Source organism: Nonomuraea aurantiaca, assembly GCF_020215705.1.
Taxonomy (GTDB): domain Bacteria; phylum Actinomycetota; class Actinomycetes; order Streptosporangiales; family Streptosporangiaceae; genus Nonomuraea; species Nonomuraea aurantiaca.
Genome location: NZ_JAIWNB010000020.1, coordinates 1 through 21,892, shown reverse-complemented (window position 1 = coordinate 21,892; position 21,892 = coordinate 1). Strand labels below are relative to the sequence as shown.

Sequence of the window (21,892 nt, the reverse complement as noted above, 5' to 3'; positions counted from 1 at the left end):
CGCGTATTCCTCAGACTTCACCTGTGGTCGCGGAGGAAGGCGGAGATGTCGGCGCGGGTCGGGTAGTTCCGCAGGGGCGACGGCTCGCCCTGGAGGAACGCCGTGATGACGGCGGCGGCGCGCTCGTTGTTGTCGTCGAGGCCGTTCCACATGTGGTGTCCGACACCGGGCATGTATTGGGTTCGCTCCATGGCGGGGTCGGCGGCGAGGATGGCGGTAGCCCATTGGCGTACCTGTGACGAGCATTCGGCGATCATCAGCATCGCGGGGGTGCGGGAGCGTTTCAGCTCGGAGACGATGGAGGGTGAGTCCTTGATCGTCTGCCTGATGCGGAGGCTCGCGGCGGCGCTGAAGGAGAAGTTCTCCGCGGTGTCCTCGGCAGGAATGCGGCCGGCGTCCCGCGCGCAGTAGGCGGAGGCGGTGTCGCCGCCGAGATCGGCGGCCTTGAAGGCGTTGACGCCTTCGGCCTGCGTGATCAGGCCGGTGTCGGGCGGGAGGAGCCCGAGCTGGATGAGGCCGAGCGCGACGGCGTACCGGGGGACGCTCGTCGCCCGGGGTCCGGTCGGGGCCGGAGCGAGGCCGCGCGCGGACGGTCGTCCCTGTTGCCCGCTGATCAGCGCGGTGGGGCCGTCCATGGGGCCGGGCTCGGCGATGATCGCCCGGTGCACGTGGACGGCGACGTCCGCGGTGGCCAGGGCCCGGGTGAGCACGACCGCGCCCGCGGAGAATCCGAGGACGTCGACCGGGCCCTTGTCCAGGCGATCGATGAAGGCGGCGAGGTCGCGTACGGACCTGGAGATCGTGTACTGCTCCATGGGCAGCAGGTCGCTCCGTCCGCCGCCGGGCTGCTCGTAGGCGTACACGTCGTAGCCCTGTCCGGCCAGGCTTCGCAGGAATCGGTGGTCGAGCACGGAGATGTTACGGACGGGCCCTCCGTGGAGGTACACGAGCGGCGTGGGGTGCCGGGGGACGCCGGCGGCGGGGGGATAGTGGTAGACGGCGACCCGGCTGCCCGTGCTCAGGCTCCAGTGTCTCGTCGCGACGAATGACAGGTCGGGCGGATACTGCCGGGTCGTGGGGGCGGTGGGGATGCAGACCGACGCCGTGAGCGCAGCGGCGACGATCACCGGCGCGAAGGGCCACAGCCGTCCCGGCCAGGTACGGCCGCGGCCTCGCCACAGTGCGGCGATGACTCCGGCACCAAAGGCGGTCAGCCAGGCGGCGAGCCCCGCGCGCACGCCATCCGTCAGAACGATGAGGGCGAGGAACAGCCCGGCCAGCCCCACGGCGGCGAGCACGGCGAGGATCAGGCGGCCGATGAGGCGGAGGGGGACAGTGAGAGGCACTTACGTTTTCCAAACGTTGTTCCAGAACGACGTTTGGAAACGCTACCAGCTCGGCTAGGCTGGTCGTCGTGGGAAGACCGAGAACCAACGACGAGACCGTGAAGGACCGCCTCATCGAGTCCGCGACCCAGATGTTCGCGACCCGTCCACGGGAATCGATCACCATCCGCGCCCTGGCCGCCGCCGCCGGGACCGCGACCGCCGCCGTCTACTCGCTGTTCGACGGCAAGGACGGGCTGATCGCCGAAGTGCGCGGCAGAGCGGTCGCCGGGCTGTCCCAGGAACTGTCGGCGGTGGCGGCCTCCGATGACCCCCTCGCCGACCTCTACGCGCTCGCGGTCGCGTACCGGCGGTGGGGACTCGAGCACCGCCACCTCTACACGGTGTTGTTCGGCGGCGTGCAGAGCTTCGACCCATCCGGTGACGTGGGGGCCGGCGATCCCGTCAGGCCGCTCATCGAGGCGATAGACCGCGCTCTGGCGGCCTCCGCGCTCTCGGGCGATGCGACCTCCATCGCGCTCTCACTCTGGGTGACCCTGCACGGGCTGGTGACCCTCGAATTGGCCGGGGCGCTCGACACCGCCACGGCCGAGACCACGTTCCGCTCGACGATCCCCGCCGCGCTACGCGGCTGGAGGGCTTGACTTCGCAGCATCCGCCTACGCAGTGCTCTCAGACCGTCCCTCGCCTGACGGAGCCACGCGGCCGTCATCCGGCGGGGATGGCGGCAACAGAAGCGCATCTCTTCGAAAGGCGTCGTAGCTCGCTAGCGGCGGACTCGATAGAGCAGGTGCAACACCCGGTTGCCCTGGATCACCGTGTGCGGGTCCTCGAGCAGATGCCGGGAATCGACCGATCCGAAGTACCGCTTGCCGGAGCCGAACACCACCGGCACGACGTCCATCGCCACCTCGTCCACCAGGCCGAGGGCGAGTGCCTGCCCGCCGACCTCGCCCGCCGCCACGGCGACGGTGCGTTCCCCCGCGAGTTCCTTGGCCTTCGCGATCGCCTGCGCCACGTCGTCGACGAAGTGGTACGACGCCTCGGGGTGCCACCCGTCGGGCTTGGGCCGGTGCGACACCACGACCACGTGTTCGCCCGCCGGCGGCGACCCCTCCCAGCCGTTGGTGATATCGAACAGGTGACGCCCGATCACCGTCGACCCGATGCTCGCCCACATCGGCTGGACGTACGCGGCCGAGACCTGGGAGATCTTCCCCGTGTCACCTTTTCCGAGTACGACGTCGCCGTTGGAGTACCAGTCGAACAGCGGACCGACCTGATCCTGTGCGTCGGCGATGAAGCCGTCCACCGACACGACGCTGTGCATCACCACGGTGCTCATGACATCTCCCAGGTGTTCCGAGGGCTTGATCTTGCTCATGTCGTGCTCTTACCAACGCGTCGAGCTGAGGGAGAGCGGATCGACATCCCGCGCGAAGAACTTTCAAGCGATCCGAAGATGCCTCGCACGGCTTCGGCTCGGCAGCTCCTGGGCGCGTCTGTAGCCCGACCAACCCGGCGGCGTCCAGGGAATCCTCTACCGCGGATCATCAGCCTCAGCTGGGAGAGTGGCGAGAAAACCGAGTGTCTGGGCGCGCTACGGCGCCGGTGCTGTCCCTACTGAGAGCGGACGAGGAGGCCGTCGTCGGGACATCGCGCTCGCCAGGTCGGCCGGCGGCCGACTGATCGCCAACTGGCTTGGGCACATCCCGACCGGAGGCTGAAGTGGCCGGGGGTTGGACAGCGACGCTGTACGATCCGGCTGCGACCGCCCTGCACACCATCCACGGCGAGCCAGGATGGGCAGACCGGCGGCCCTGTCTCACGCGGCCTTTGCCCGGCGGTTCCACGACCCTGGTCCACCCGCACCCTTGACATATCTCATGTGGCGGCGCGATCTCCGCCGGCCACCTGACGCGCACCGACAGGAAGGGTGGGCAGCAGCGGGCTCTATGGGCGGTAGACGTCTCGGCGGTGTTTGATGGACTGGATCGTCACGGTGTGTTTGTCTTCGTCGATGCGCGGTCGCTCACGCACTCGCCTTACCGAGGCGAGCCGCCATGATGGCGGTCATCTCCTCCTCGGTGGTAACGTCGCCGCCCGCCTCGGCGGCAGCGGCCTCGACCAGGTCGGCACGCATTTCCGCGTCAGTGAGGATCTCGAGCGTCTCCTGCAGGGACTCCCACTCGGCCACGGACACGATAACGGCATGCGGCCGTCCGTTCCGGGTGAGCGTGAAGTGATCATGCTCGCGGGCGGCCCGGTCGGCAAGCTCAGTCAGCCGGTCCTTGGCTTCGCTGATCGGAATGACCTCCATGGATCCATGGTCGCTCCTTGGCTTGGATATCGGCCAAGGCATCACCTGCCCCATCTGGACAACAATCGAAGCCGTGGGCGAAGCGCGCGGCGGAGCCGCGTCTCAGGAAGACGCCCGAGCGGAGCGAGGCCCTCCAGGGGTCGGGCCCCCGGCCCGACTGGAAGCTACGCCTGAGCTCCCAAAGCGCGAAGCGCCGACCCGCGAAGACCGTTGTGGCCGGGTGGGCATCAGACGGTCGACACTCCAGGCGGGTAACGGGTGGGTGGCGGGAGGTCCCCGGCGTAGTGTGGAGGGTATGGCGATCATCGTTACGGGGGCGTCCGGGCTGCTCGGGGGGCCGTTGGTGCACGCGCTTCAACGGCAGGGGCAGCGGGTTGTCAGGATGGTGCGGCGGCCTCCCGAGAGCGATGAGGAGGCCTACTGGGAGCCTCGGGAGGATGTGATCGATCTTTCGGTGCTCGAAGGGGCCGAAGGAGTCGTACATCTGGCCGGAGCGCCCATCGCCGACAAGCGCTGGAGCGAGGCGTACAAGCGGGAGCTGGTGCAGAGTCGGGTCGACGGGACTCGGGTGCTGGTCGACGCGTTGCGGCAGCTGTCCCGGCCGCCTGAGGTGCTCGTGTCGGCCTCCGGGGTGGACTTCTACGGCGATACCGGGGATCGGGTCATCGACGAGTCACAGGGGAAGGGCACCGGGTTTCTGGCTGATCTGTGCGAGCTCTGGGAAGGGGCGGCCAGGGCCGCCGGGGAGGTCGGTGTCCGGACCGCGCAGTTGCGTACCGGGCTCGTGTTGAGTGGGCGCGGTGGGGCGCTTGGGCGGATGCTGCCCATTTTCAAGATGGGGCTCGGCGCGCCGCTCGGGAGTGGGAAGCAGTACTGGTCCTGGATATCCGAGGACGACTGGGTTCAGGCAGTACTACATATCCTGAAAAATCGGGAATTGGTGGGGGCGGTTAATCTGACATCGCCCAATCCTGTCAGCAATGCGGAGTTCACCACCACGCTCGGGAAAGCCCTGCGTAAGGGCACCGTGCCGATGCCCGTCCCCGCCTTCGCGCTGAGCATCGGCCTGGGAGAGTTCGCACGGGAAGGGCTCTTGCCCAGTCACCGGATTCTGCCCGCGAAACTGTCCGGCAGCGGCTACGGATTCACCCATAGCCACCTCGACGAGGCCTTGAGCGACATAATCTAGCGCCATATTCTAAGGTGCTGTTCATCCTTTACCACGCGGGAGATACCAACATGACCAGGTCGGGCCAGTCGCACATTCTTGCCATCGGCGGTGGGTCGTTCCGCCCGACGGCGCGTCACGGTTTTCTGGAGGCGAGCCCGCTGCTGCGCTACGGCCTCGACCTGACCGGCCAGGACCGGCCGAAGCTCGGGCTGCTCGCCACCGCGATGGGCGACGACGCCGACTGGCTGCTGAAGATGTACGGGGCCTTCGCCGGATGGGACGTCGAGCTGAGCCATCTGACGGTGTTTCCGATGCCCAATGTCAAGGATCCACGGGCCTGGATGCTCGAGCAGGACATGATCTATGTCAGCGGTGGCAGCGTGGCCAACCTGGCGGCCCTGTGGCGGCTGCACGGCTACGACGAGGCCTTCGAGGAGGCGTGGCGGTCGGGCGTCGTGCTGTCCGGGCAGAGCGCGGGCGCGCTGTGCTGGCACGTCGGCGGCAACACCGACTCCTTCGGCCCCGAGCTCAACGTGTGGGCCGACGGCCTGGCCTTCCTGCCCTACTCGTGCGGAGTCCACTACAACTCCGAGCCGCAACGCCGGCGGCTGCTGCACCAGTCGGTGGCCAGCGGCGAGCTGCCCGAGGGCTACGCCGCCGACGAGGGCGTGGCGCTGCACTACGTGGGCACCGATTTCATTCAGGCCGTAACCACCGATCCGGCCGGATACGCCTACAAAGTCGAGCATGACGGGGCCGACGGGGCAAAGGAGTTCCGGATCGAGCCTCGACTGCTGACTACCTGAATTACCCTGGATGGGTGAGGGAACGGCACAATGGACCCATGCGCCCCAAGCACGGGGTCGAACCCCACGCATTGGCCATCGTCCGTCTCGGTGTCGACGTCCCCTACGAGCAGGCTTGGCAGCTGCAACGCTGGGTGCACGGCAAACGGGTGGCCCGGGAGCTGACCGACACGGTCCTGCTCCTGGAGCACGCGCCCGTCTACACGGCGGGCAAGCGCACCGCCCCGCACGAACGCCCCTCCGACGGCACCCCCGTGATCGACGTCGACCGCGGGGGCCGCATCACCTGGCACGGTCCCGGCCAGCTGGTCGCCTACCCGATCGTCGAGATCGACGACGTGACCGGCTACATCTGCCGGCTCGAAGACACGATGATCCAGATCTGTGCCGACTTCGGCGTCACGGCCCGGCGGATACCGGGCTGGGCCGGGGTCTGGGCCGCGGGCGACACCAGCCTCGGCCTGCCCGACCGCCAGCTCGGCGCCGTGGCCATCCGCGTCTCGCGCGGCGTCACGATGCACGGCTTCGCGCTCAACTGTGCCAATGATCCGCGGTGGTTCAGCCGGATCGTCCCGTGCGGCATCCCGGACGTGGGCGTCTCCTCGCTGTCCGCCGAGACGGGCAGGCGGATCGTGGTCGAGGAGGTCATGCCGATCGCCGAGAAACGGCTGGCCGAAGCGCTGGGCCTGGAGCCGTACGACCTGCACGAGGAAGACCTCCTCCGCCGCTGACCCATGGCCGGTCACCGAATTGCCGTGAAATACGGCATTCGCCTGTTTACGATCAGCCTGTGAAGCGGTCTGTGAAGCGGTCCGCGACGTGGCTCGCGGCTCTGGTCCTCGCTCTCGTCGTGCACACCCTGACGCTGGCCTTCGTCGTGCTGGGCGGGTGGACGATCGTGGTCAACGCCCAGCTCGCCCCGGCGTGGGCGCTCGGCGCCCTGCTGATCGCCATCGGGTGGATGCTGCGGCCACGCCTCGGCCGCCTGCCCGCCGACGCCGAGGTCCTCGACCCCTCCTCCGCCCGGCAGGTGTACGGCATGGCGGAGCGGGTGGCCGACCGGATCGGCGTCAAGCGTCCCCAGAAGGTGGCGGTCAGGGACCTGGTCCTGGGCACCACGTACGCGCGCACCGGCCTGCTCAGGGTGCCCGTGCTGGTCATCGGGCTGCCCTCATGGCTGGCTATGTCGCCGCGGCAGCGGGTCGCGCTGCTGGTCAGGGCGTACGCGGAGCTGCCGACCGGCGGCGAGCTCATCGTGGACGGCGCGCTGTCGACGCTGGGCGAGTGGCGGGAGGCGCTCATCGGAGCGGCACCGCTGCGTGCGCGCGAGGCGGCCCACACGCAGATGGCCTCCTCGCTCGGCGTCCTGGACACCAGCAGCACCGGCTACGAGGCGGTCAGCTTCCTGGGCCGGATCGTCGGGCGGGTGCTCGGCGGCCCGGTGCTGCTCACCGAGTACTGCCTGAAACGGCTGGCCCGCTCCGACGACGCCCGCAGGCAAGAACGACGGCAGGCGCGGGCCATGCGCGTCCTCACGGCCGAGGAACTGGCCGAGATCGACGGACTGCTGGCCGGCGGCAGGTACGTCGCCCCCATGCAGGCGGCGGCCCTGCGCGGCGAGAGCGTGGCGTCGATCAGGCAGACCGCGCTGCTGGCCCCCGACGGCGTCCGCACCGCCGCATCCGGCTCCCCGCTGTCCACCTTGAAGCCGTCCGACTTGAAGCTGTCCGGATCCGCGCTGTCCGGCTCGGAGCTGCTCGGCTCGGCCGAGTCGGACCGGATCGACGACGAACTGCTCCGCCACTACACCCGCGCCATCCGCAGCTTCGGCCTGGTCATCTGAGCTGGCCGAGTCGGCCGAATCATCCGATGACCCTGGGAATGACCGCCCTGGGCATGGGGCAGGGCGGGGCGAGACGTAAGCTGGGTCGGTGACCGTTGCTCCTGAAGGCCGAAAGCTCCTCCGCCTGGAGGTGCGCAACGCCGAAACCCCTATCGAGCGCAAGCCCCCGTGGATCAAGACCAAGCTGAAGACGGGCCCCGAATACACCGAGCTCAAATCGCTCGTGCGCCGGGAGGGCCTGCACACGGTCTGTGAAGAGGCGGGCTGCCCCAATATCTACGAGTGCTGGGAAGACCGCGAGGCGACGTTCCTCATCGGCGGCGACCAGTGCACGCGCCGCTGCGACTTCTGCCAGATCGACACCGGCAAGCCCAAGGAGTACGACCGGGACGAGCCACGCCGCGTGGCCGAGTCGGTCGAGCAGATGGGCCTGCGCTACGCCACGGTGACCGGTGTGGCCCGCGACGACCTGCCCGACGGCGGCGCCTGGCTCTACGCCGAGACCGCGCGGCAGATCCACGCGCTGCTGCCCGGCTGCGGGGTCGAGCTGCTGGTGCCCGACTTCAACGGTGACCGCGGGCAGCTGGAAGAGGTGTTCTCGGCCAAGCCCGAGGTGTTCGCGCACAATGTCGAGACCGTGCCGCGGATCTTCAAGCGCATCCGGCCCGCGTTCCGCTATGACCGCTCGCTGGGCGTGATCACGATGGCCCGTGAGGCCGGTCTGGTCACCAAGTCCAACCTGATCCTGGGCATGGGCGAGACGCGCGAGGAGGTCGTGGAGGCGATGCGCGACCTGCACGCCGCCGGCACCGACCTGCTGACGATCACCCAATACCTGCGCCCGACGCCCCGCCACCACCCGGTCGAGCGCTGGGTCAAGCCGGAGGAGTTCGTCGAGCTCCAGGCGGAGGCCGAGGCGATCGGCTTCGCGGGCGTCCTTTCAGGCCCGCTCGTCCGCTCCTCCTACCGCGCGGGCAAGCTCTACAAGCAGGCCATCGAGGCTCGCCAGAGCGCCTGACGTTCCACTGGGCCGCCTCCACCACGGAGGCGGCCTGGCTTCGCTGTGGAGGCGACCGGGCTTCGCGCAATACCGGTTTGGTAACGCACGTAGGCCGGGGTCTCACCGTCTCGTCACGGCGCCCGGCCCCGCATCACCGGAGGAGCGTGCCCCTGGACAGGGCCCGGCCCTGTGCGGCGGGTGGGGCCCACCGTGCTCTGCCGTAAAAGAAAAACCCCCGAACGACCAGAGGCGTTTTCGTATCCCGCTCGGTTGGTTTGTATTCTTCGGAGCATGGCAAAGTCCGAGGACCCAGAGAAGCCGGGACGCATCAAGCAGTTCCGCATGATCGCGCAGATCATCAAGCAGGCCAACCCCAAGGGGTTGCCGATCGTCTTCCTTTCGGCGGTCGGCACGCTGGCTGTGATCGTCGTGATCGGGCTGGTCACGGACTATCTGTGGTATTCGGTGTTCCTCGGCGTGCTCGCCGCGCTCACCGTCGGCCTCGTGGTGTTCGGGCAGCTGGCGCAGCGCGCCCAATATTCCATCCTGCACGGCCAGACCGGCGCCGCCGCCGCGGTGCTGCAGGGCATGCGGGGCAACTGGCAGGTCACCCCGGCCATCGCGGTCAACCGTGACCAGGACCTGATCCACCTCGTGATCGGGTTCCCGGGGGTCGTGCTGGTGTCCGAAGGGCCCGGCAACCGGGTGGCGAAGATGCTCGCGGCCGAGAAGAAGCGGGTCGCGCGGGTGGTGCTGGGCGTCGAGATCTACGACATCCAGTGCGGTGACGGCGAGGGGCAGGTGCCGCTGGGCAAGCTCCAGCGCCACATCATGAAGCTGCCACGCAACCTCAAGAAGCCCGCGGTCAACGAGGTCAAGGACCGCCTGCGCTCGCTCCCCAAGAACATGCCGATGCCCAAGGGCCCGATGCCCAGGGGCGCTCGCGTTCCGCGCGGCCCCAAGATGCGCTAGTGCCTCCAGGGAACGCGCTGTCGGATTCCTCGCGGGCCAACCGCGGCTGGTGGGACGGCAACGCCGACGACTACCAGGTCGAACACGGCGAGTTCCTGCGGGATACCGGCTTCGTCTGGTGCCCGGAGGGCGTCGACGAGGCCGAGGCGCACCTGCTGGGCGACGTAAGCGGCCGGCGGGTGCTGGAGATGGGCTGTGGCGCGGCCCAGTGCGCTCGGTGGCTGGTCGGGCAGGGGGCCCAGGTCGCCGCGTTCGACCTGTCGCACCGGCAGTTGCGCCACTCGCAACGGATCGACCTCGACACCGGCCTGCACGTCCCTGTGGTGCAGGCCGACGCCGAGGTGCTCCCGTTCGCCGATCGGTCGTTCGATCTGGCGTGCTCGGCGTTCGGGGCGTTGCCGTTCGTGGCCGATCCGCCGGCGGTGTTCCGGGAGGTGGGCAGGGTGCTCAGGCCGGGCGGGCGGTTCGTGTTCTCGGTCAGCCATCCGATCCGGTGGGCGTTCCCCGACGATCCGGGGCCGCGCGGGCTGACGTCCGACCGGTCCTACTTCGACCGTTCGCCCTATGTCGAGACGGACGAGTACGGCACACCCACCTACGTCGAGCACCATCGGACGATGGGCGACTGGATCGGCCTGATCGTCGCCTCGGGGCTGAGCGTGACGGGCCTGCTGGAGCCCGAATGGCCGGCGGGCCACGAGCGGGTGTGGGGCGGCTGGAGCCCGCTGCGCGGCAAGCACATACCGGGCACCGCCATCTTCACTTGCACACGCCCCTGACCCACCGCGCCCCGGCCGGCACATGCGGACCTCACGCGACCGACCGACCGCCCAGCCGGGCACGCGGACCTCACGCGACCGACCGGCCGCGCGGGGTTCAGGCGCGCCCGTACCGGGCCGCCATCGCGTGGAAGGCCGCCTTGGTCTCCCAGCGGGTCTCGTCGAGCATCCGGACCACCCCGTACGCGCCGAGGTCGGCGTCGCCGGGCCGGTTGTAGGAGGCGAAGGTGAACCACAGGGCCGTCTCGACGCCCTCCTGCTCGAAGACGTCGAGCAGCTCGTTCAGGTAACGGACCTGCTCGCCCTCGTCGCGTACGGAGCCGTCGGGCACCTCCCAGGCCATGCCCCCGAGCTCCCCCGCCCCCTTATAGGCACAGGTGCCGAACTCGGTCACCGCCACGGGCTTGCCGTGCTTGAAGTGGCCGCGCACCTCCTCCACGAAGCCCCGGCGTTGTACGCGGCCCGGTAGGCGTCCACACCGACCAGGTCGAACGGCGTCCAGTCGACGAACTCCCACGGCCCGGAGGCGTACGTGATCCGCCCCCCGAACAGCGGCCGCACCGTCTCGGCCGCCTCCCCCAGGAAGCCGTTGAAACGGCCCATGATCGTGCCCAGCGACTGCCACCACTCCAGGTCGGCCGACATCATCGCCCGCAGGCGCTCCATGTAGTCGGCACCGGGCATGAACCCGTCGCAGAAGGCGCTGGTCTCACAGCCGGTGACCAGCACCACCTCGGCGCCGCCGCGCCGGACGGCCTCGGCTCGCCCGGCGCAGTCGGCGTAGAGGGGGATCACCTGCTCCGGCGTGAGGTCAACGGGGAACGGCGCGAACCAGACCTCCAGCCCGGCCGCCGCGGCCTGCTCGGCCGCCACGCTCAGCCGCTCCGGGTCGCCACCGGAGACGCGTACGGCCGCGCAGTGCAGCTCGTCGGCGATCACCCGCATCTCACGCCCGACCGTCTCGGCGTCGAACACCGTCCGGGACAGGCTCTCGCCCGGCAGAAACCCGGTGTCATAGTTGATGCCTTTTTTCACGAAATATCCCCTTATTCTCCGGTGAAGCCGTGCTCTAGGAGGTCGAAGGCGAGCTCGACGTCGTCCGCCAGTCGGCCGCCCGCCTCAGCGATGGGCGTCCCCTCGACGAGCCGCTGGAAGAACCCCTCCTGCACCGTCGTGAGCACGGCCGTGATCTGCGCGGCCATCAGCTGGTCCCGCAGCTCGCACGACCCGTCCGGCACCCCACGCGCACTAGCCAGAGCGGCGGCCAGCGCGTACCGCTGCCCCGCCTGGGTCTGGTGCAGCCCCGCCATCAGCGCCGGGCTGGCCGAGATCACCCAGGCACGGGTGAGCAGGCCCTCGACGTCGACCCCCTCCGTGCCCTCGGCGGCGAACGCCCGGTAGTGCTCGCGCAGCGCTTCGAGCGGCGCCTGTCCCGGCTGCCGCTCGTTGACGATCTTCGCCGTGTCCTCCTTGACCACGTCGAGGACCAGGCTCTCCTTGGTCGGGAAGTAGGTGAACAGCGTGACCTTCGCGACCCCGGCCGCCTCGGCGATCTCGTTGACCGTCACGGCCTCGTAGCCCCGCTCGGCGAACATCCGCAGCGCCACCTCGGCGATCCGCCGCCGGGTCTGCTCCTTCTTCTTCTCCCTGAGCCCCGCCATCATCATGGGGAAAGCATAAACCTTACCGGGTTCAATATCGAACCCGGTAAGGTTTTATTGTCGCCCTAGAGACCCTTGCACTGCCCGACCGACGGTCCCGAGACCGCGTTGGGCAGGCCGTTCGCCGTCGGTGCCGGGGTGTTGCCCGTGCAGGTCAGCGGCCCCTTGACCGTGCTGGCGGCGATCAGCGGCCCGCTGTCGCCGACCAGCGTGACCGGTCCGCCCACCACCGATTTCTCCACGGACAGCTCCTTCACCGAGGTCGCCGTGAGCGGGCCGCCCACGGAGGTGTCCACCAGGACCAACCGTCCGGCGCCCACCGAGGTGATCGGTCCGCCGACCGTGGCGGCCCGCGCGATCAGCGAGGCGCCCTGCCGGACGACGACGGGGCCGGTCACGTTCGCGCCCGCCGCCAGGCAGGTCACGCCGGAGCCGACCGTGAGCGGGCCGCTGTGGGTGCCGCTGACGGTTCGGGTGCAGGCCGGATCCGGCACTGCCAGCAGCTCCAGCTCGGCCAGCGTGCCGGAGACGGTGAGGCGGTACTGGGCGTACCGTCCGGGGCGGGCGACCTTGAACGGCCGCGTCTGCCTCGCCTGGTCGAACGTCTGGCCGTCCCGCTGGTCGATGACCGTCCAGGCCGTACCGTCGTAGGAGCCCTCGAGCTTCCACGACGTGGGCCCGGTGGCCGCCGAGGTGAGGGTGTAGAAGCCCACCTTGTCCCGCGTCCCAGCCTGAAGAGTGATATTTCCGGAAACGGTGGCTGTTGTCGTCGAGGTGTCGTCCGACAGTGCCGCCGGGCCGCCGGTGACCGGGATGTCGCGCATCGGGCGCGGCGTCTCGCCGTCGGGCGTGATCGACTCCGGCGGCTCGCCCCACGCGGACGGCTTGGGTCCCATCGCGAAGTCCAGTACGGCCCCACCGGCCAGCACGTCGTGCGGCAGCGCCGTGGACGTCCACGCCTTGCCGTTCACCTTGAGCCCCTGGACGTAGACGTTCTCGGCGCTGTTGGCCGGCGCCTTGATCACCAGGTCCTTGCCGCTGAGCAGGTGCACGGTGGCCTTGGTGAACAGCGGCGAGCCGATCGCGTAGTCCTGGCTGCCGGCCTGGAGCGGGTAGAAGCCGAGGGCGCTGAAGACGTACCAGGCGGACATCTCACCGTTGTCCTCGTCGCCCGGATAGCCCTGGCCGATCTCGCTGCCCAGGTAGAGCCGCGACAGCGCCTCCCTGACCTTGGCCTGCGCCTTCCACGGCTGCCCCGCGTGGTCGTACATGTAAATGATGTGGTGCGAGGGCTGGTTGCTGTGGCCGTACTGGCCCATGCGGACGTCCCTGGTCTCGCGCATCTCGTGGATCACGCCGTTGTACGAACCGGGGAACGTGGCCGTCTCCTGGTCGGCGAAGAAGGCGTCAAGCTTCTTGGCCAGGCCCGCGCGCCCGCCGTAGAGGGCGGCGAGCCCGGTGCCGTCCTGGGGCGCGTGGAAGGCCATGTTCCAGCCGTCGGTCTCGGTGTAGTCGTAGCCCCAGACGCGGGGGTCGTAGTCGGCCTTGGTACGGCGCCACTTGCCCGTGGAGTCGCGGCCCTGGAAGAAGCCCACCTCCGGGTCGAACATGTTGACGTAGTTCAGGGCCCTGTTACGGAAATATTCGGACTCCTCCAGGTAGCGGGCCTTCTCCGCGCCGGTGGCGTCCTTGGCCAGGGCCGCGGCCATGGTCGAGATGCCGAAGTCGTTGATATATCCGTCCATGGCCCAGGACAGGCCCTCGCCTACCTCGTTCAGGGCGGTGTACCCGCGGAAGATCGAGGTCTGCAGCCCCTTGCGCCCGACGGCCGGGTTCGCCGGCACCACGGTGGCGTTCTTCACCGCCGCCGCGTACGCCGACTTGGCGTCGAAGCCGCGCACGCCCTTGCTGTAGGCGTCGGCGAAGGCCACGTCCGAGCTGGTGCCCACCATGAGGTCGGCGTAGCCGGGCGAGGACCAGCGGGCGATCCAGCCGCCGTCGCGATACTGCTGGACGAACCCGTCGATCAGCTCGCCCGCCTCGGGGGCCAGCAGCGAGTAGGCGGGCCAGGTCGTCCGGTAGGTGTCCCAGAAGCCGTTGTTGACGTAGATCTTGCCGTCCACGATCTTGGCCCCGGTCTGGGTGGGGGTGTCCGGTCCGCTCCTGGCCGATACCGGGCTGGCGTACTTGTAGGCGGGGGCGGCGGCCGTACCGGTGTTCTCGAAGCCCGCGTTCGGATAGAGGAACAGCCGGTACAGGTTCGAGTACAGCGTCGTGAGCTGGTCGGGCGTGGCGCCCTCGACCTCGACGGTGCCCAGCTTGTCCTCCCAGGCGCGCTGGGCGCGCGCCTTGACCTCCTCGAACGTGCCGTTCTCCAGCTCCAGGTTGCGCTTGGCCTGCGCCACGCCGAGGAAGGAGGTGGCGATGCGCATCGTGACCTGCTTGGCGGAGAAGGCGACATAGCCCGTCACGTTGTCGCGCCCGGCGCCGGTCAGCTTGCCGCCGCCGGTGGGCTGCTGGTCGAAGACCGCGTAGACGTACATCCGGGTGGCGCCCGCCGACAGGCCGCTGCGCGTGTCGGTGTAGCCGGTCACGACGCCCTGGTCGATGGTCAGCCCGCCGTCGTTGTTGTAGTTGTCGAAGATCAGGCTGCCGCCGTCGCCGGGGAAGGTGAAGCGGAACACGGCCGCGTGGTCGGCGGGCGCGATCTCCGTACGGATGCCGTTGAGCAGGTCGACCCCGTAGTAGTACGGCCTGGCGGTCTCGCCCGAGTGCAGGAACGGGGTGGCCCTGGCGACCCGGTCGGGGTTCGGCGTGGCCAGCAGCGACGGCATGACCTGGAAGGACTGCCTGTCCCCCATCCAGGGGCTCGGCTCGTGGCTGGCGGCGAACGCCTGGATGGTCGGGACGTTGTCGGCGTTGCCGTTGCGGTGATACTCGTACAGCCACGAGTTCGACCCGGAGCCGGTCATCGGCGTCCAGAAGTTGAACCCGTGCGGCACGGCCGTGGCCGGGAAGTTGTTGCCCCGCGAGAAGCCGCCGGTCGACTGGGTGCCGCGCGTCGTCACCACATGGTCGGCCAGGCTCTTGACCTGCTGCGGCTTGGCGTTGACGAGCATGATGTCGTCCACCCAGCCCTTGAACGGCAGCGGCCCGGCCGGCGCGTCGAAGGCGATCAGGATGCGCTTGATCCGCTTGCCCTTGGCCACCTCGCCGATGCGGGAGCGCTGGAAGTTCCACTGGTCGGCGTAGAGGGTCTTGGACTCGCCCTGCGCCCGCGGCGTCAGCCTGATCCCGTGCTGGTCCTCGGCCTTGAGGTCGCTCAGGTAGGTGCCGTCGGCGAAAGCCAGGTCCACACTCGCGTACGTGCTGGGGTAGCTCAGCGCGGCGCCGGTGAACTCGGGGAACAGCACGTACGACAGCTCGGTGTCGGCAGTGACCTCGATGTCGGTCTCGAACACCTTGTTGGCCGAGTGGCCGCCGCCGCTCGTGGTGGTGCTGCCGGAGTAGCGCAGCGCCTTGAGGCCCGTGTAGCCGGCCCGGGGCTTGGCGGTGTAGCCGCTGCCGGGGCCGGGACCGATCAGGCTGCGCATGTCGGAGAGCGGCTTCGGGGCGGTGTCGCCGTCCGAGAGCTGCAGCTCGGCGAGCTGGACGATCGCGCCCGAGCCGATCCGCGTGATGTTGAGCCGGTAGTAGAGATAGGAGCCCGGGTGGGCGACGTCGAACTCGCGGGTCTTCAGCCGGGCGTCGAACACCTCCCCCGCCCGCGTGTCCACGGCCGTCCAGGTCTGCCCGTCCGCCGACCCCTCAAGGGCCCAGTCGCGCGGGTCGCGCTGGGCGGCGTCGTTGGCGGAGGCCATGGCGTATCGGGTGACCGCGATGGGCTTGGACAGCTTCACCGACACCCAGCCCGTGCCGGTGAACGCCAGCCACTTGGTGTTGACGTCCCCGTCGAACAGGTTCTCCTTCACCTCGCCCGAGGCGGCGTTCTCGCCGCTGGCCGCGATGTCGACGACCTCGTCGGCGATGTTGCCCGGGATGCCGCCGGTGGTGCTACCGGTGATCCCCTCGGCCTTCCTGCCCTCATCGACCATGTTGAGCCAGGCCGGCTGCGGGTCGCCGGTCTCGAAGGAGGAGTAGAAGAGCGCCCCTGGCGGGGCGGTCCGCACGGCGGCCTCCCGCTTCGCGCCCGGGGGCGGCGTCACCTGTTCGATGGGCGCCGGCTGCGTGGGCGCCGCCGAAGGCGCGTCCGACGGCAGCGGTGACGGAGGTGGATCGGTCACTGTTGGTGACGTCGGCGGGTCAGCCGTCGCCACCCCGGATAACCCGGCGAATCCCAGTACAGCCGCGGCCGCCACGACCGCAAGACGTGCTCTCCGCATGTCGCCCTCCTGACAACGTTGTCAACAGCAGACTCCGCGAAGACAACGTTGTCAATGGACGTTTCACATGCGCACGACGACCGTGTTGGAGGCGCGGTCGTGCAGCCCCCTGTGGTCGCGATCCCAGATGAGCGCGGGCACGGCCAGGCAGAGCAGCACCGTGCGCGCCAGCACGGGCACCAGCCGGGGATTGCCACCGTCCATCGCGGCCACCCTGATCCCCGCGAGCCGGTGCCCGAACGTCTGCCCCATGAACCCGACGAGCAGGATGTACTGGATCGCGAACACCACCACGGGCGCCCACGGCGACTCCGCCGGGTTCATCCGCAGCACGAGCTGGACCACGACCCAGGTGCAGATCATCCAGTCGATGACCAGCCCGGCGATGCGCCGCCCCCACCCGGCGACGGCGCCGCTCCCCTGCTCAGGCAGCCCCAGGCGCTCACCCGGGTAGCCGAGATCGACCCCCGCCGCCCTCACACCGCCCAGCCAGGTCTGCGTCCACCGAGGCTCGTTCCCGCTCATACCCCCAACGGTATCCGGCGGGGGGCTCGGTCGGGATCGTGACCCAACCGCGCCACAAAGATCACCTTTCTCCCTCATCATGTACGCCATGCCGAACGGGGATGACTTAGACGCGCGCTTCAACGAGCTCGTCGCGCAGATCGACGAGAACGAGCGGCGAAGGATGCGTGCGGCGGCCACCAGGGGAGCCAGGGCGCCGCGCTCGGACAAGGCCACCCGGCCGCGGCGAGCGGGGCGGGGCCTGCTCGCGGCCGGTCTGGTGGCCGCGGTGATCGGCGGGGCGACCGTGATCGTCGCCGCCCGCCCCGACCTGCTGACACCGCAGGTGGGGAGTCCAGGGCCGGTCCCGGAGGAGACCCAACCGGTCATGGCGGCCCCGGAGCCGACCGGCGCCGAGACCGCGGCCCCGCAGCCGGAGCCGGCCGGCACGGAGGCGGCGGCCCTGGGAGAGGGGACCGCGACGGACCCGTTCGCGGGCTCCCCTGCCGAGAAGTACGCCGAGGGGACGGCGGGCTTCGTGATGCCGAAGGCGAAGGCGCTGGGCCGGCTGTCGAAGAAGGAGGTCGCGAAGGCACTGGACCGTACTCGCGATCTCCTGGCCGCGGCCTATCTCGACCGTAAGACGCTCGTGGGCGGCAAGCCGAAGGCGTTCATCGAGCGCCTCGACGCGCGTCAGCGCGGCTGGTACCGGGACCAGCTCGACGTCGAACAGACGAAGAAGCCGCGCTTCGACGGCCGCTACTGGGTCAACAGCTTCGCCCCGAAGACGGCCGAGCTGGCCACCGGCGTCATCAAGGTGCGCGGCGGGAGCACCGTCAAGAAGCTGGCGAAGTACGGTCGTGAGGGCGCCGAGGTAAAGGTCAAGTACCTCGTCGTCTACGCCGTGCAGCGGCCAGGCCAGCCCGGAACGGTCTTGCGCTTCGTCTCCCGCGTCGAGGGCCAGGTGCTGGTCTACCGCGAGTCGGGGCGGCTGGTCACGTGGGTCAGGAACTGGGGCAGGCAGACCGGGACGCCCGGGCGATGCGACGTGAAGGATGCCTTCATCCACCCGGCCTACCGGGACTCGGCGCCGGACGAAACGTCGGTGCGAGCCACCGACCCGCCCACCGATCCCTACGATCTCGACCGCGATCTTCCGCGAGACAAGAAATGTCACCGGTCGAGACGGACCTGAGCCCGCTTAACATGTGCGAAACAATCGAGACACCGATCGGAAACGGCCGCGACCTAACCTCGGCCTGATAGTCATGTCCCCAGGGAGGTTCGAGAGTGTTCAACTCCGCCGACGACGTCCTGAAGTTCATCAGTGACGAAGGGGTGCAGTTCGTCGATGTCAGGTTCACCGACCTGCCGGGGACGACGCACCACTTCACCTTCCCGGTAGAGAACTTCGGCGCCAGTGTCTTCACCGATGGGCTCATGTTCGACGGCTCGTCGATCCGGGGCTTCCAGGCCATCCACGAGTCGGACATGCTGCTGCTGCCCGACCCGTCCAGCGCCGTGCTCGACCCGTTCCGCCAGCACAAGACGCTCAACATAAACTTCTTCGTGCACGACCCGCTGACCGGCGAGGCCTACAGCCGCGACCCGCGCAACGTCGCCCGCAAGGCGGAGGAATACCTCAAGGGCACCGGCATCGCCGACACCGTCTACTTCGGGCCGGAGGCGGAGTTCTACATCTTCGACGACGTCCGCTTCGAGACGCGGCAGAACGCCGGCTATTACTACATCGACTCCATCGAGGGCGCCTGGAACACCGGCAAGGCCACCGAAGGCGGCAACCTCGGCTACAAGCCCCGTTACAAGGGCGGATACTTCCCGGTCCCGCCGATGGACCACTTCACGGACCTGCGCTCGGAGATGGTGCGCAACCTCATCGAGGCCGGCATCGACGTCGAGATGCAGCACCACGAGGTCGGCACGGCCGGCCAGGCGGAGATCGACTTCAGGTTCGGCACGCTGCTCAAGACGGCCGACAACCTGATGCTCTACAAGTACGTCATCAAGAGCACGGCCCTCGAATACGGCCACACGGTCACGTTCATGCCCAAGCCGATCTTCGGCGACAACGGCTCCGGCATGCACTGCCACCAGTCGCTGTGGAAGGACGGCTCCCCGCTCTTCTACGACGAGGTCGGCTACGCGGGCCTGTCCGACACGGCCCGCTACTACATCGGCGGCCTGCTCAGGCACGCCCCGTCGCTGCTGGCGTTCACCAACCCGACGGTCAACTCCTACCACCGTCTGGTGCCCGGCTATGAGGCCCCGGTCAACCTGGTCTACTCGCAGCGCAACCGCTCGGCCTGCGTCCGCATCCCGATCACGGGGTCCAACCCGAAGGCCAAGCGCATCGAGTTCCGCGTGCCGGACCCGTCGTGCAACCCGTACTTCGCCTTCTCGGCCATGCTGATGGCCGGCCTCGACGGCATCCGCAACAAGATCGAGCCGCCGGAGCCCGTCGACAAGGACCTCTACGAGCTGCCTCCAGAGGAGGCCCGCCAGGTGCCGCAGGTGCCCGGCTCGCTCCCCGAGGTACTCGCCGCGCTGGAGGCCGACCACGACTACCTGCTGGAGGGCGGCGTCTTCACGCCTGACCTGATCGAGACGTGGGTGGCGTACAAGCGCGAGAACGAGGTCGACCCGATCCGGCTGCGCCCGCACCCGCACGAGTTCGAGCTCTATTACGATATTTAGTCAGACCGAAACAGCCCGGAACCGACCACCGGTTCCGGGCTGTTCCGCCTCCACGCCCACTCAGCCGGGTGATCGTCTGGGCGCTAGCGGCGTACGGAGGTCGAATATCGGCCCGGCTCGGTGGCCTGGAAGGCTGGCGGGCGTGACGGGTGACGCGGTTGAGGAGTTCGAGCGGCACCGCTCGAGGCTGTTCGGGCTGGCCTATCGGATGCTGGGTTCGGCCGAGGAGGCCGAGGACGTGGTCCAGGACACCTTTCTTCGCTGGCATCACCGGTCGGCTGTCGAATCGCCGTGGGCCTGGCTGGCCAAGGTGGCGACCAACCTGTGCGTGAACCGGTTGACGTCGGCGCGTGCGCGCCGGGTGAGCTATGTCGGTCCGTGGCTGCCTGAGCCGGTGCTGACCGCGGACGGCGCCCTGGGACCGCTGGACAGTGCCGAACAGCGAGACTTCGTCTCCCTGGCCTTCCTGACCTTGCTGGAACGGCTCAACCCCGTGGAGCGCGCGGTGTTCGTGCTCCGTGAAGCCTTCGACTACAGCCATCGCCAGGTGGCCGAGGTCATCGACTCCTCTGAGGCGAATTCCCGGCAGCTGTATCGGCGTGCTCGCCGGCGACTCACCGACGCTCCTGGGAGCGCCGAGCGCCCGGTGGACCGGGCCCACCACCGTGACCTGGTGAAAGGTTTCCTGGCGGCCGCGGAGGAGGGGGATCTTCCAGGGCTGGAGAAGCTGCTGGCCCACGACGTGACCGTGTGGGTGGACAGCGGCGGCAGGATCAGCGCTGCCAGGCGACCTGTCTTCGGCGCCAACCGGGTGGCGCGCTATCTGGTTGGCGCGTCGCGGACCACCGGTCAGCGGATCCGGCTGTCGATCGCGGAGCTGAACGGCGCTCCCGGCCTGCTGGCCCTGGCCGGTGAGGAGCTGATCGGCGTGCTGGTGCCGGAGACGGCGGGCGGCCTGATCAGCGAGATTCGCATCATCGCCAATCCCGCCAAACTTCGGTTGTCACGTTGAGAAGGTCTGACCGGTTCTTAATGGGTGCACCTGACAGCCGCGCGCGGCCATCGGCCTCGCGCTCTTCCACGAGAGTTGCCACCCATGACAGATCCGATCCTGGTGACGGGCGGTACCGGCCGGCTCGGCCGTAGGTTGGTTCCACGGCTTCTGGCCGCCGGCCACGCCGTACGCGTGCTGAGCCGCAAGCCGCCGCGCGACGAGATGACGCACCGCGGCGACCTGATCACGGGTGAGGGGCTCGAGGATGCGGTCGCCGAGACCGGCACGATCATTCACTGCGCGACCGGTAACGGCCACGCGGACCAAGACGCCACTCGCAGTCTCGTCCGGGCGGCCATGCGAACCGGTCGCCCGCACCTGATCTACGTGTCCATCGTCGGCATCGATCGAGTTGATATCTCCTACTATCGGGCGAAGCTGGCGTGTGAGCGGCTCCTGGAAGAGTCCGGGCTGCCGTTGACGATCCAGCGCACCACCCAGTTCCACGAGCTCATCGCCTGGATGTGCGCGATCCAGCGACGGCTGCCGGTGATCATGATGCCCGCCGGGATCAGCTTTCAGCCCGTCGACACCGGCGAGGTGGCCGCCCGCTTGACCGACCTGGCCGAGGCGCCACCGGCGGGCCGGGCGCCGGACATGGGCGGGCCCGAGGTGCGTGCCGCGGCCGACCTGGCCCGCGCCTATGCTCACACGCGGTCCAGCCACCGGCCGGTGGTGCCGGTGCCGCTGCCTGGCATCGGTGGAATGCGCGGCTTTCGGGAAGGAAGCCACCTGGCTCCCGACCATGCCGACGGGCAGATCACCTTCGAGCAGTTCCTCACCGCATGAGCGCGCGCATCTGGCTCCGCGCGGGCCTGGCGTTCCTGGCCGCGACACAGTTCGCCGTGGGCTGCTGGGCGCTGTTCTTCCCCCGCTCGTTCTTCGACATCCCGTTCGTGGGGATGCGCATGCCGTACAACGCGCATCTGATGATGGACTACGGCGCGATGAGCCTGGCGACGGCGGTGGCGCTGGGGGTGAGCTTCTTCGTCGTACGGCGCAGCATGGTCCGCACGGCGCTTGCCGTGTACGTGGTGTTCGCCGTGCCGCACCTGGCGATCCACGTGCGACTGCTGCACCATCTGACGCCCGGAGAGCGCGTGCCGTTGCTGCTCGCGCTTTCGGCGGCGGCCGTGATCCCACTGGTCCTGTGGCCGCTCAGCAGCAGGCTCCAAGAGGCCTGAATCACGAGTTCGAGCTCTACGACGGCATCTAGTGCTGTGACCGGAAACGATCGCCGGGTTGGATGACGAGGCTTCAGGCTGCGGAAGTCAGAGGTCGGCCGCCCCAGCGGATGCCTTTCTCGCTTCGGATGCGGGCGCGTTCGCGGCGTTGGGCG

21 protein-coding genes are annotated in these 21,892 nt (G+C 69.0%); 13 read left to right on the top strand and 8 right to left on the bottom strand.

Annotated elements, in window-relative coordinates:
• Positions 1-17: 17 nt before the first annotated feature.
• The gene (locus LDL49_RS36815) at positions 18-1,346 is read right to left on the bottom strand and encodes an alpha/beta hydrolase (protein ID WP_225298360.1); all 1,329 of its coding nucleotides are present in this window, start codon (positions 1,344-1,346) and stop codon (positions 18-20) included.
• Between the two features lie 68 nt (positions 1,347-1,414).
• Here LDL49_RS36815 and LDL49_RS36810 point away from each other — a divergent pair, with 68 nt between their 5' ends.
• Complete coding sequence (locus tag LDL49_RS36810; protein WP_225298358.1) at positions 1,415-1,990, top strand: TetR/AcrR family transcriptional regulator; 576 nt, start codon at positions 1,415-1,417, stop codon at positions 1,988-1,990.
• A gap of 122 nt (positions 1,991-2,112) precedes the next feature.
• Here LDL49_RS36810 and LDL49_RS36805 read toward each other — a convergent pair whose 3' ends face one another.
• Positions 2,113-2,730 (bottom strand): dihydrofolate reductase family protein, encoded by a 618-nt coding sequence (locus LDL49_RS36805; protein ID WP_225298356.1) that lies wholly within the window; start codon positions 2,728-2,730, stop codon positions 2,113-2,115.
• Positions 2,731-3,378: 648 nt separating this feature from the next.
• On the bottom strand, positions 3,379-3,666 hold the full coding sequence (locus LDL49_RS36800) for a type II toxin-antitoxin system Phd/YefM family antitoxin (protein ID WP_225298354.1): 288 nt from the start codon (positions 3,664-3,666) through the stop codon (positions 3,379-3,381).
• A 295-nt stretch (positions 3,667-3,961) separates the two neighbouring features.
• Here LDL49_RS36800 and LDL49_RS36795 point away from each other — a divergent pair, with 295 nt between their 5' ends.
• The 7 genes from LDL49_RS36795 to LDL49_RS36765 all read left to right on the top strand — a co-directional run bounded on the left by LDL49_RS36795 (position 3,962) and on the right by LDL49_RS36765 (position 10,237).
• On the top strand, positions 3,962-4,855 hold the full coding sequence (locus LDL49_RS36795) for a TIGR01777 family oxidoreductase (protein ID WP_225298352.1): 894 nt from the start codon (positions 3,962-3,964) through the stop codon (positions 4,853-4,855).
• 50 nt (positions 4,856-4,905) lie between these two features.
• Entirely contained in the window at positions 4,906-5,643 is a 738-nt protein-coding gene (locus tag LDL49_RS36790; RefSeq protein WP_225298350.1) for a Type 1 glutamine amidotransferase-like domain-containing protein, read from the top strand.
• A gap of 38 nt (positions 5,644-5,681) precedes the next feature.
• Positions 5,682-6,374, top strand: a complete 693-nt coding sequence (lipB, locus tag LDL49_RS36785) for a lipoyl(octanoyl) transferase LipB (protein ID WP_225298348.1) — start codon at positions 5,682-5,684, stop codon at positions 6,372-6,374.
• A 59-nt stretch (positions 6,375-6,433) separates the two neighbouring features.
• Complete coding sequence (locus tag LDL49_RS36780; protein ID WP_225298346.1) at positions 6,434-7,486, top strand: hypothetical protein; 1,053 nt, start codon at positions 6,434-6,436, stop codon at positions 7,484-7,486.
• A gap of 88 nt (positions 7,487-7,574) precedes the next feature.
• Positions 7,575-8,504, top strand: a complete 930-nt coding sequence (lipA, locus tag LDL49_RS36775) for a lipoyl synthase (RefSeq protein ID WP_225298344.1) — start codon at positions 7,575-7,577, stop codon at positions 8,502-8,504.
• A 273-nt stretch (positions 8,505-8,777) separates the two neighbouring features.
• On the top strand, positions 8,778-9,458 hold the full coding sequence (locus tag LDL49_RS36770) for a DUF4191 domain-containing protein (RefSeq protein ID WP_225298342.1): 681 nt from the start codon (positions 8,778-8,780) through the stop codon (positions 9,456-9,458).
• Positions 9,458-10,237, top strand: coding sequence for a class I SAM-dependent methyltransferase (locus tag LDL49_RS36765; RefSeq protein ID WP_225298340.1), 780 nt, complete (start codon positions 9,458-9,460; stop codon positions 10,235-10,237). Before LDL49_RS36770 ends, LDL49_RS36765 begins: the two co-directional genes overlap by 1 nt.
• 97 nt (positions 10,238-10,334) lie before the next feature.
• Here LDL49_RS36765 and LDL49_RS36760 read toward each other — a convergent pair whose 3' ends face one another.
• The 5 genes from LDL49_RS36760 to LDL49_RS36740 all read right to left on the bottom strand — a co-directional run bounded on the left by LDL49_RS36760 (position 10,335) and on the right by LDL49_RS36740 (position 16,805).
• Complete coding sequence (locus LDL49_RS36760; RefSeq protein WP_225298338.1) at positions 10,335-10,667, bottom strand: glycoside hydrolase family 113 protein; 333 nt, start codon at positions 10,665-10,667, stop codon at positions 10,335-10,337.
• Positions 10,628-11,272 (bottom strand): hypothetical protein, encoded by a 645-nt coding sequence (locus tag LDL49_RS36755; protein WP_225298336.1) that lies wholly within the window; start codon positions 11,270-11,272, stop codon positions 10,628-10,630. The genes LDL49_RS36760 and LDL49_RS36755 overlap by 40 nt, the downstream gene beginning before the upstream one ends.
• Positions 11,273-11,283: 11 nt before the next feature.
• Positions 11,284-11,904: a TetR/AcrR family transcriptional regulator gene (locus LDL49_RS36750; RefSeq protein ID WP_225298334.1), complete on the bottom strand. Its 621-nt coding sequence runs from the start codon at positions 11,902-11,904 to the stop codon at positions 11,284-11,286.
• A 59-nt stretch (positions 11,905-11,963) separates the two neighbouring features.
• Positions 11,964-16,181, bottom strand: coding sequence for a GH92 family glycosyl hydrolase (locus LDL49_RS36745; RefSeq protein ID WP_225298332.1), 4,218 nt, complete (start codon positions 16,179-16,181; stop codon positions 11,964-11,966).
• Between the two features lie 162 nt (positions 16,182-16,343).
• Complete coding sequence (locus tag LDL49_RS36740) at positions 16,344-16,805, bottom strand: RDD family protein (protein WP_225298330.1); 462 nt, start codon at positions 16,803-16,805, stop codon at positions 16,344-16,346.
• Positions 16,806-16,893: 88 nt separating this feature from the next.
• On the opposite strand from LDL49_RS36740, the gene LDL49_RS36735 reads away from it, so the two are divergent.
• The 5 genes from LDL49_RS36735 to LDL49_RS36715 all read left to right on the top strand — a co-directional run bounded on the left by LDL49_RS36735 (position 16,894) and on the right by LDL49_RS36715 (position 21,737).
• Positions 16,894-17,979: a hypothetical protein gene (locus tag LDL49_RS36735; protein WP_225298328.1), complete on the top strand. Its 1,086-nt coding sequence runs from the start codon at positions 16,894-16,896 to the stop codon at positions 17,977-17,979.
• Positions 17,980-18,074: 95 nt separating this feature from the next.
• Complete coding sequence (gene glnA / locus LDL49_RS36730; protein WP_225298326.1) at positions 18,075-19,499, top strand: type I glutamate--ammonia ligase; 1,425 nt, start codon at positions 18,075-18,077, stop codon at positions 19,497-19,499.
• Positions 19,500-19,641: 142 nt separating this feature from the next.
• The gene (locus LDL49_RS36725; protein WP_225298324.1) at positions 19,642-20,511 is read left to right on the top strand and encodes an RNA polymerase sigma-70 factor; all 870 of its coding nucleotides are present in this window, start codon (positions 19,642-19,644) and stop codon (positions 20,509-20,511) included.
• An 84-nt stretch (positions 20,512-20,595) separates the two neighbouring features.
• Positions 20,596-21,342: an SDR family oxidoreductase gene (locus LDL49_RS36720; protein ID WP_225298322.1), complete on the top strand. Its 747-nt coding sequence runs from the start codon at positions 20,596-20,598 to the stop codon at positions 21,340-21,342.
• Entirely contained in the window at positions 21,339-21,737 is a 399-nt protein-coding gene (locus LDL49_RS36715) for a hypothetical protein (RefSeq protein ID WP_225298320.1), read from the top strand. The genes LDL49_RS36720 and LDL49_RS36715 overlap by 4 nt, the downstream gene beginning before the upstream one ends.
• Positions 21,738-21,892: the final 155 nt, after the last annotated feature.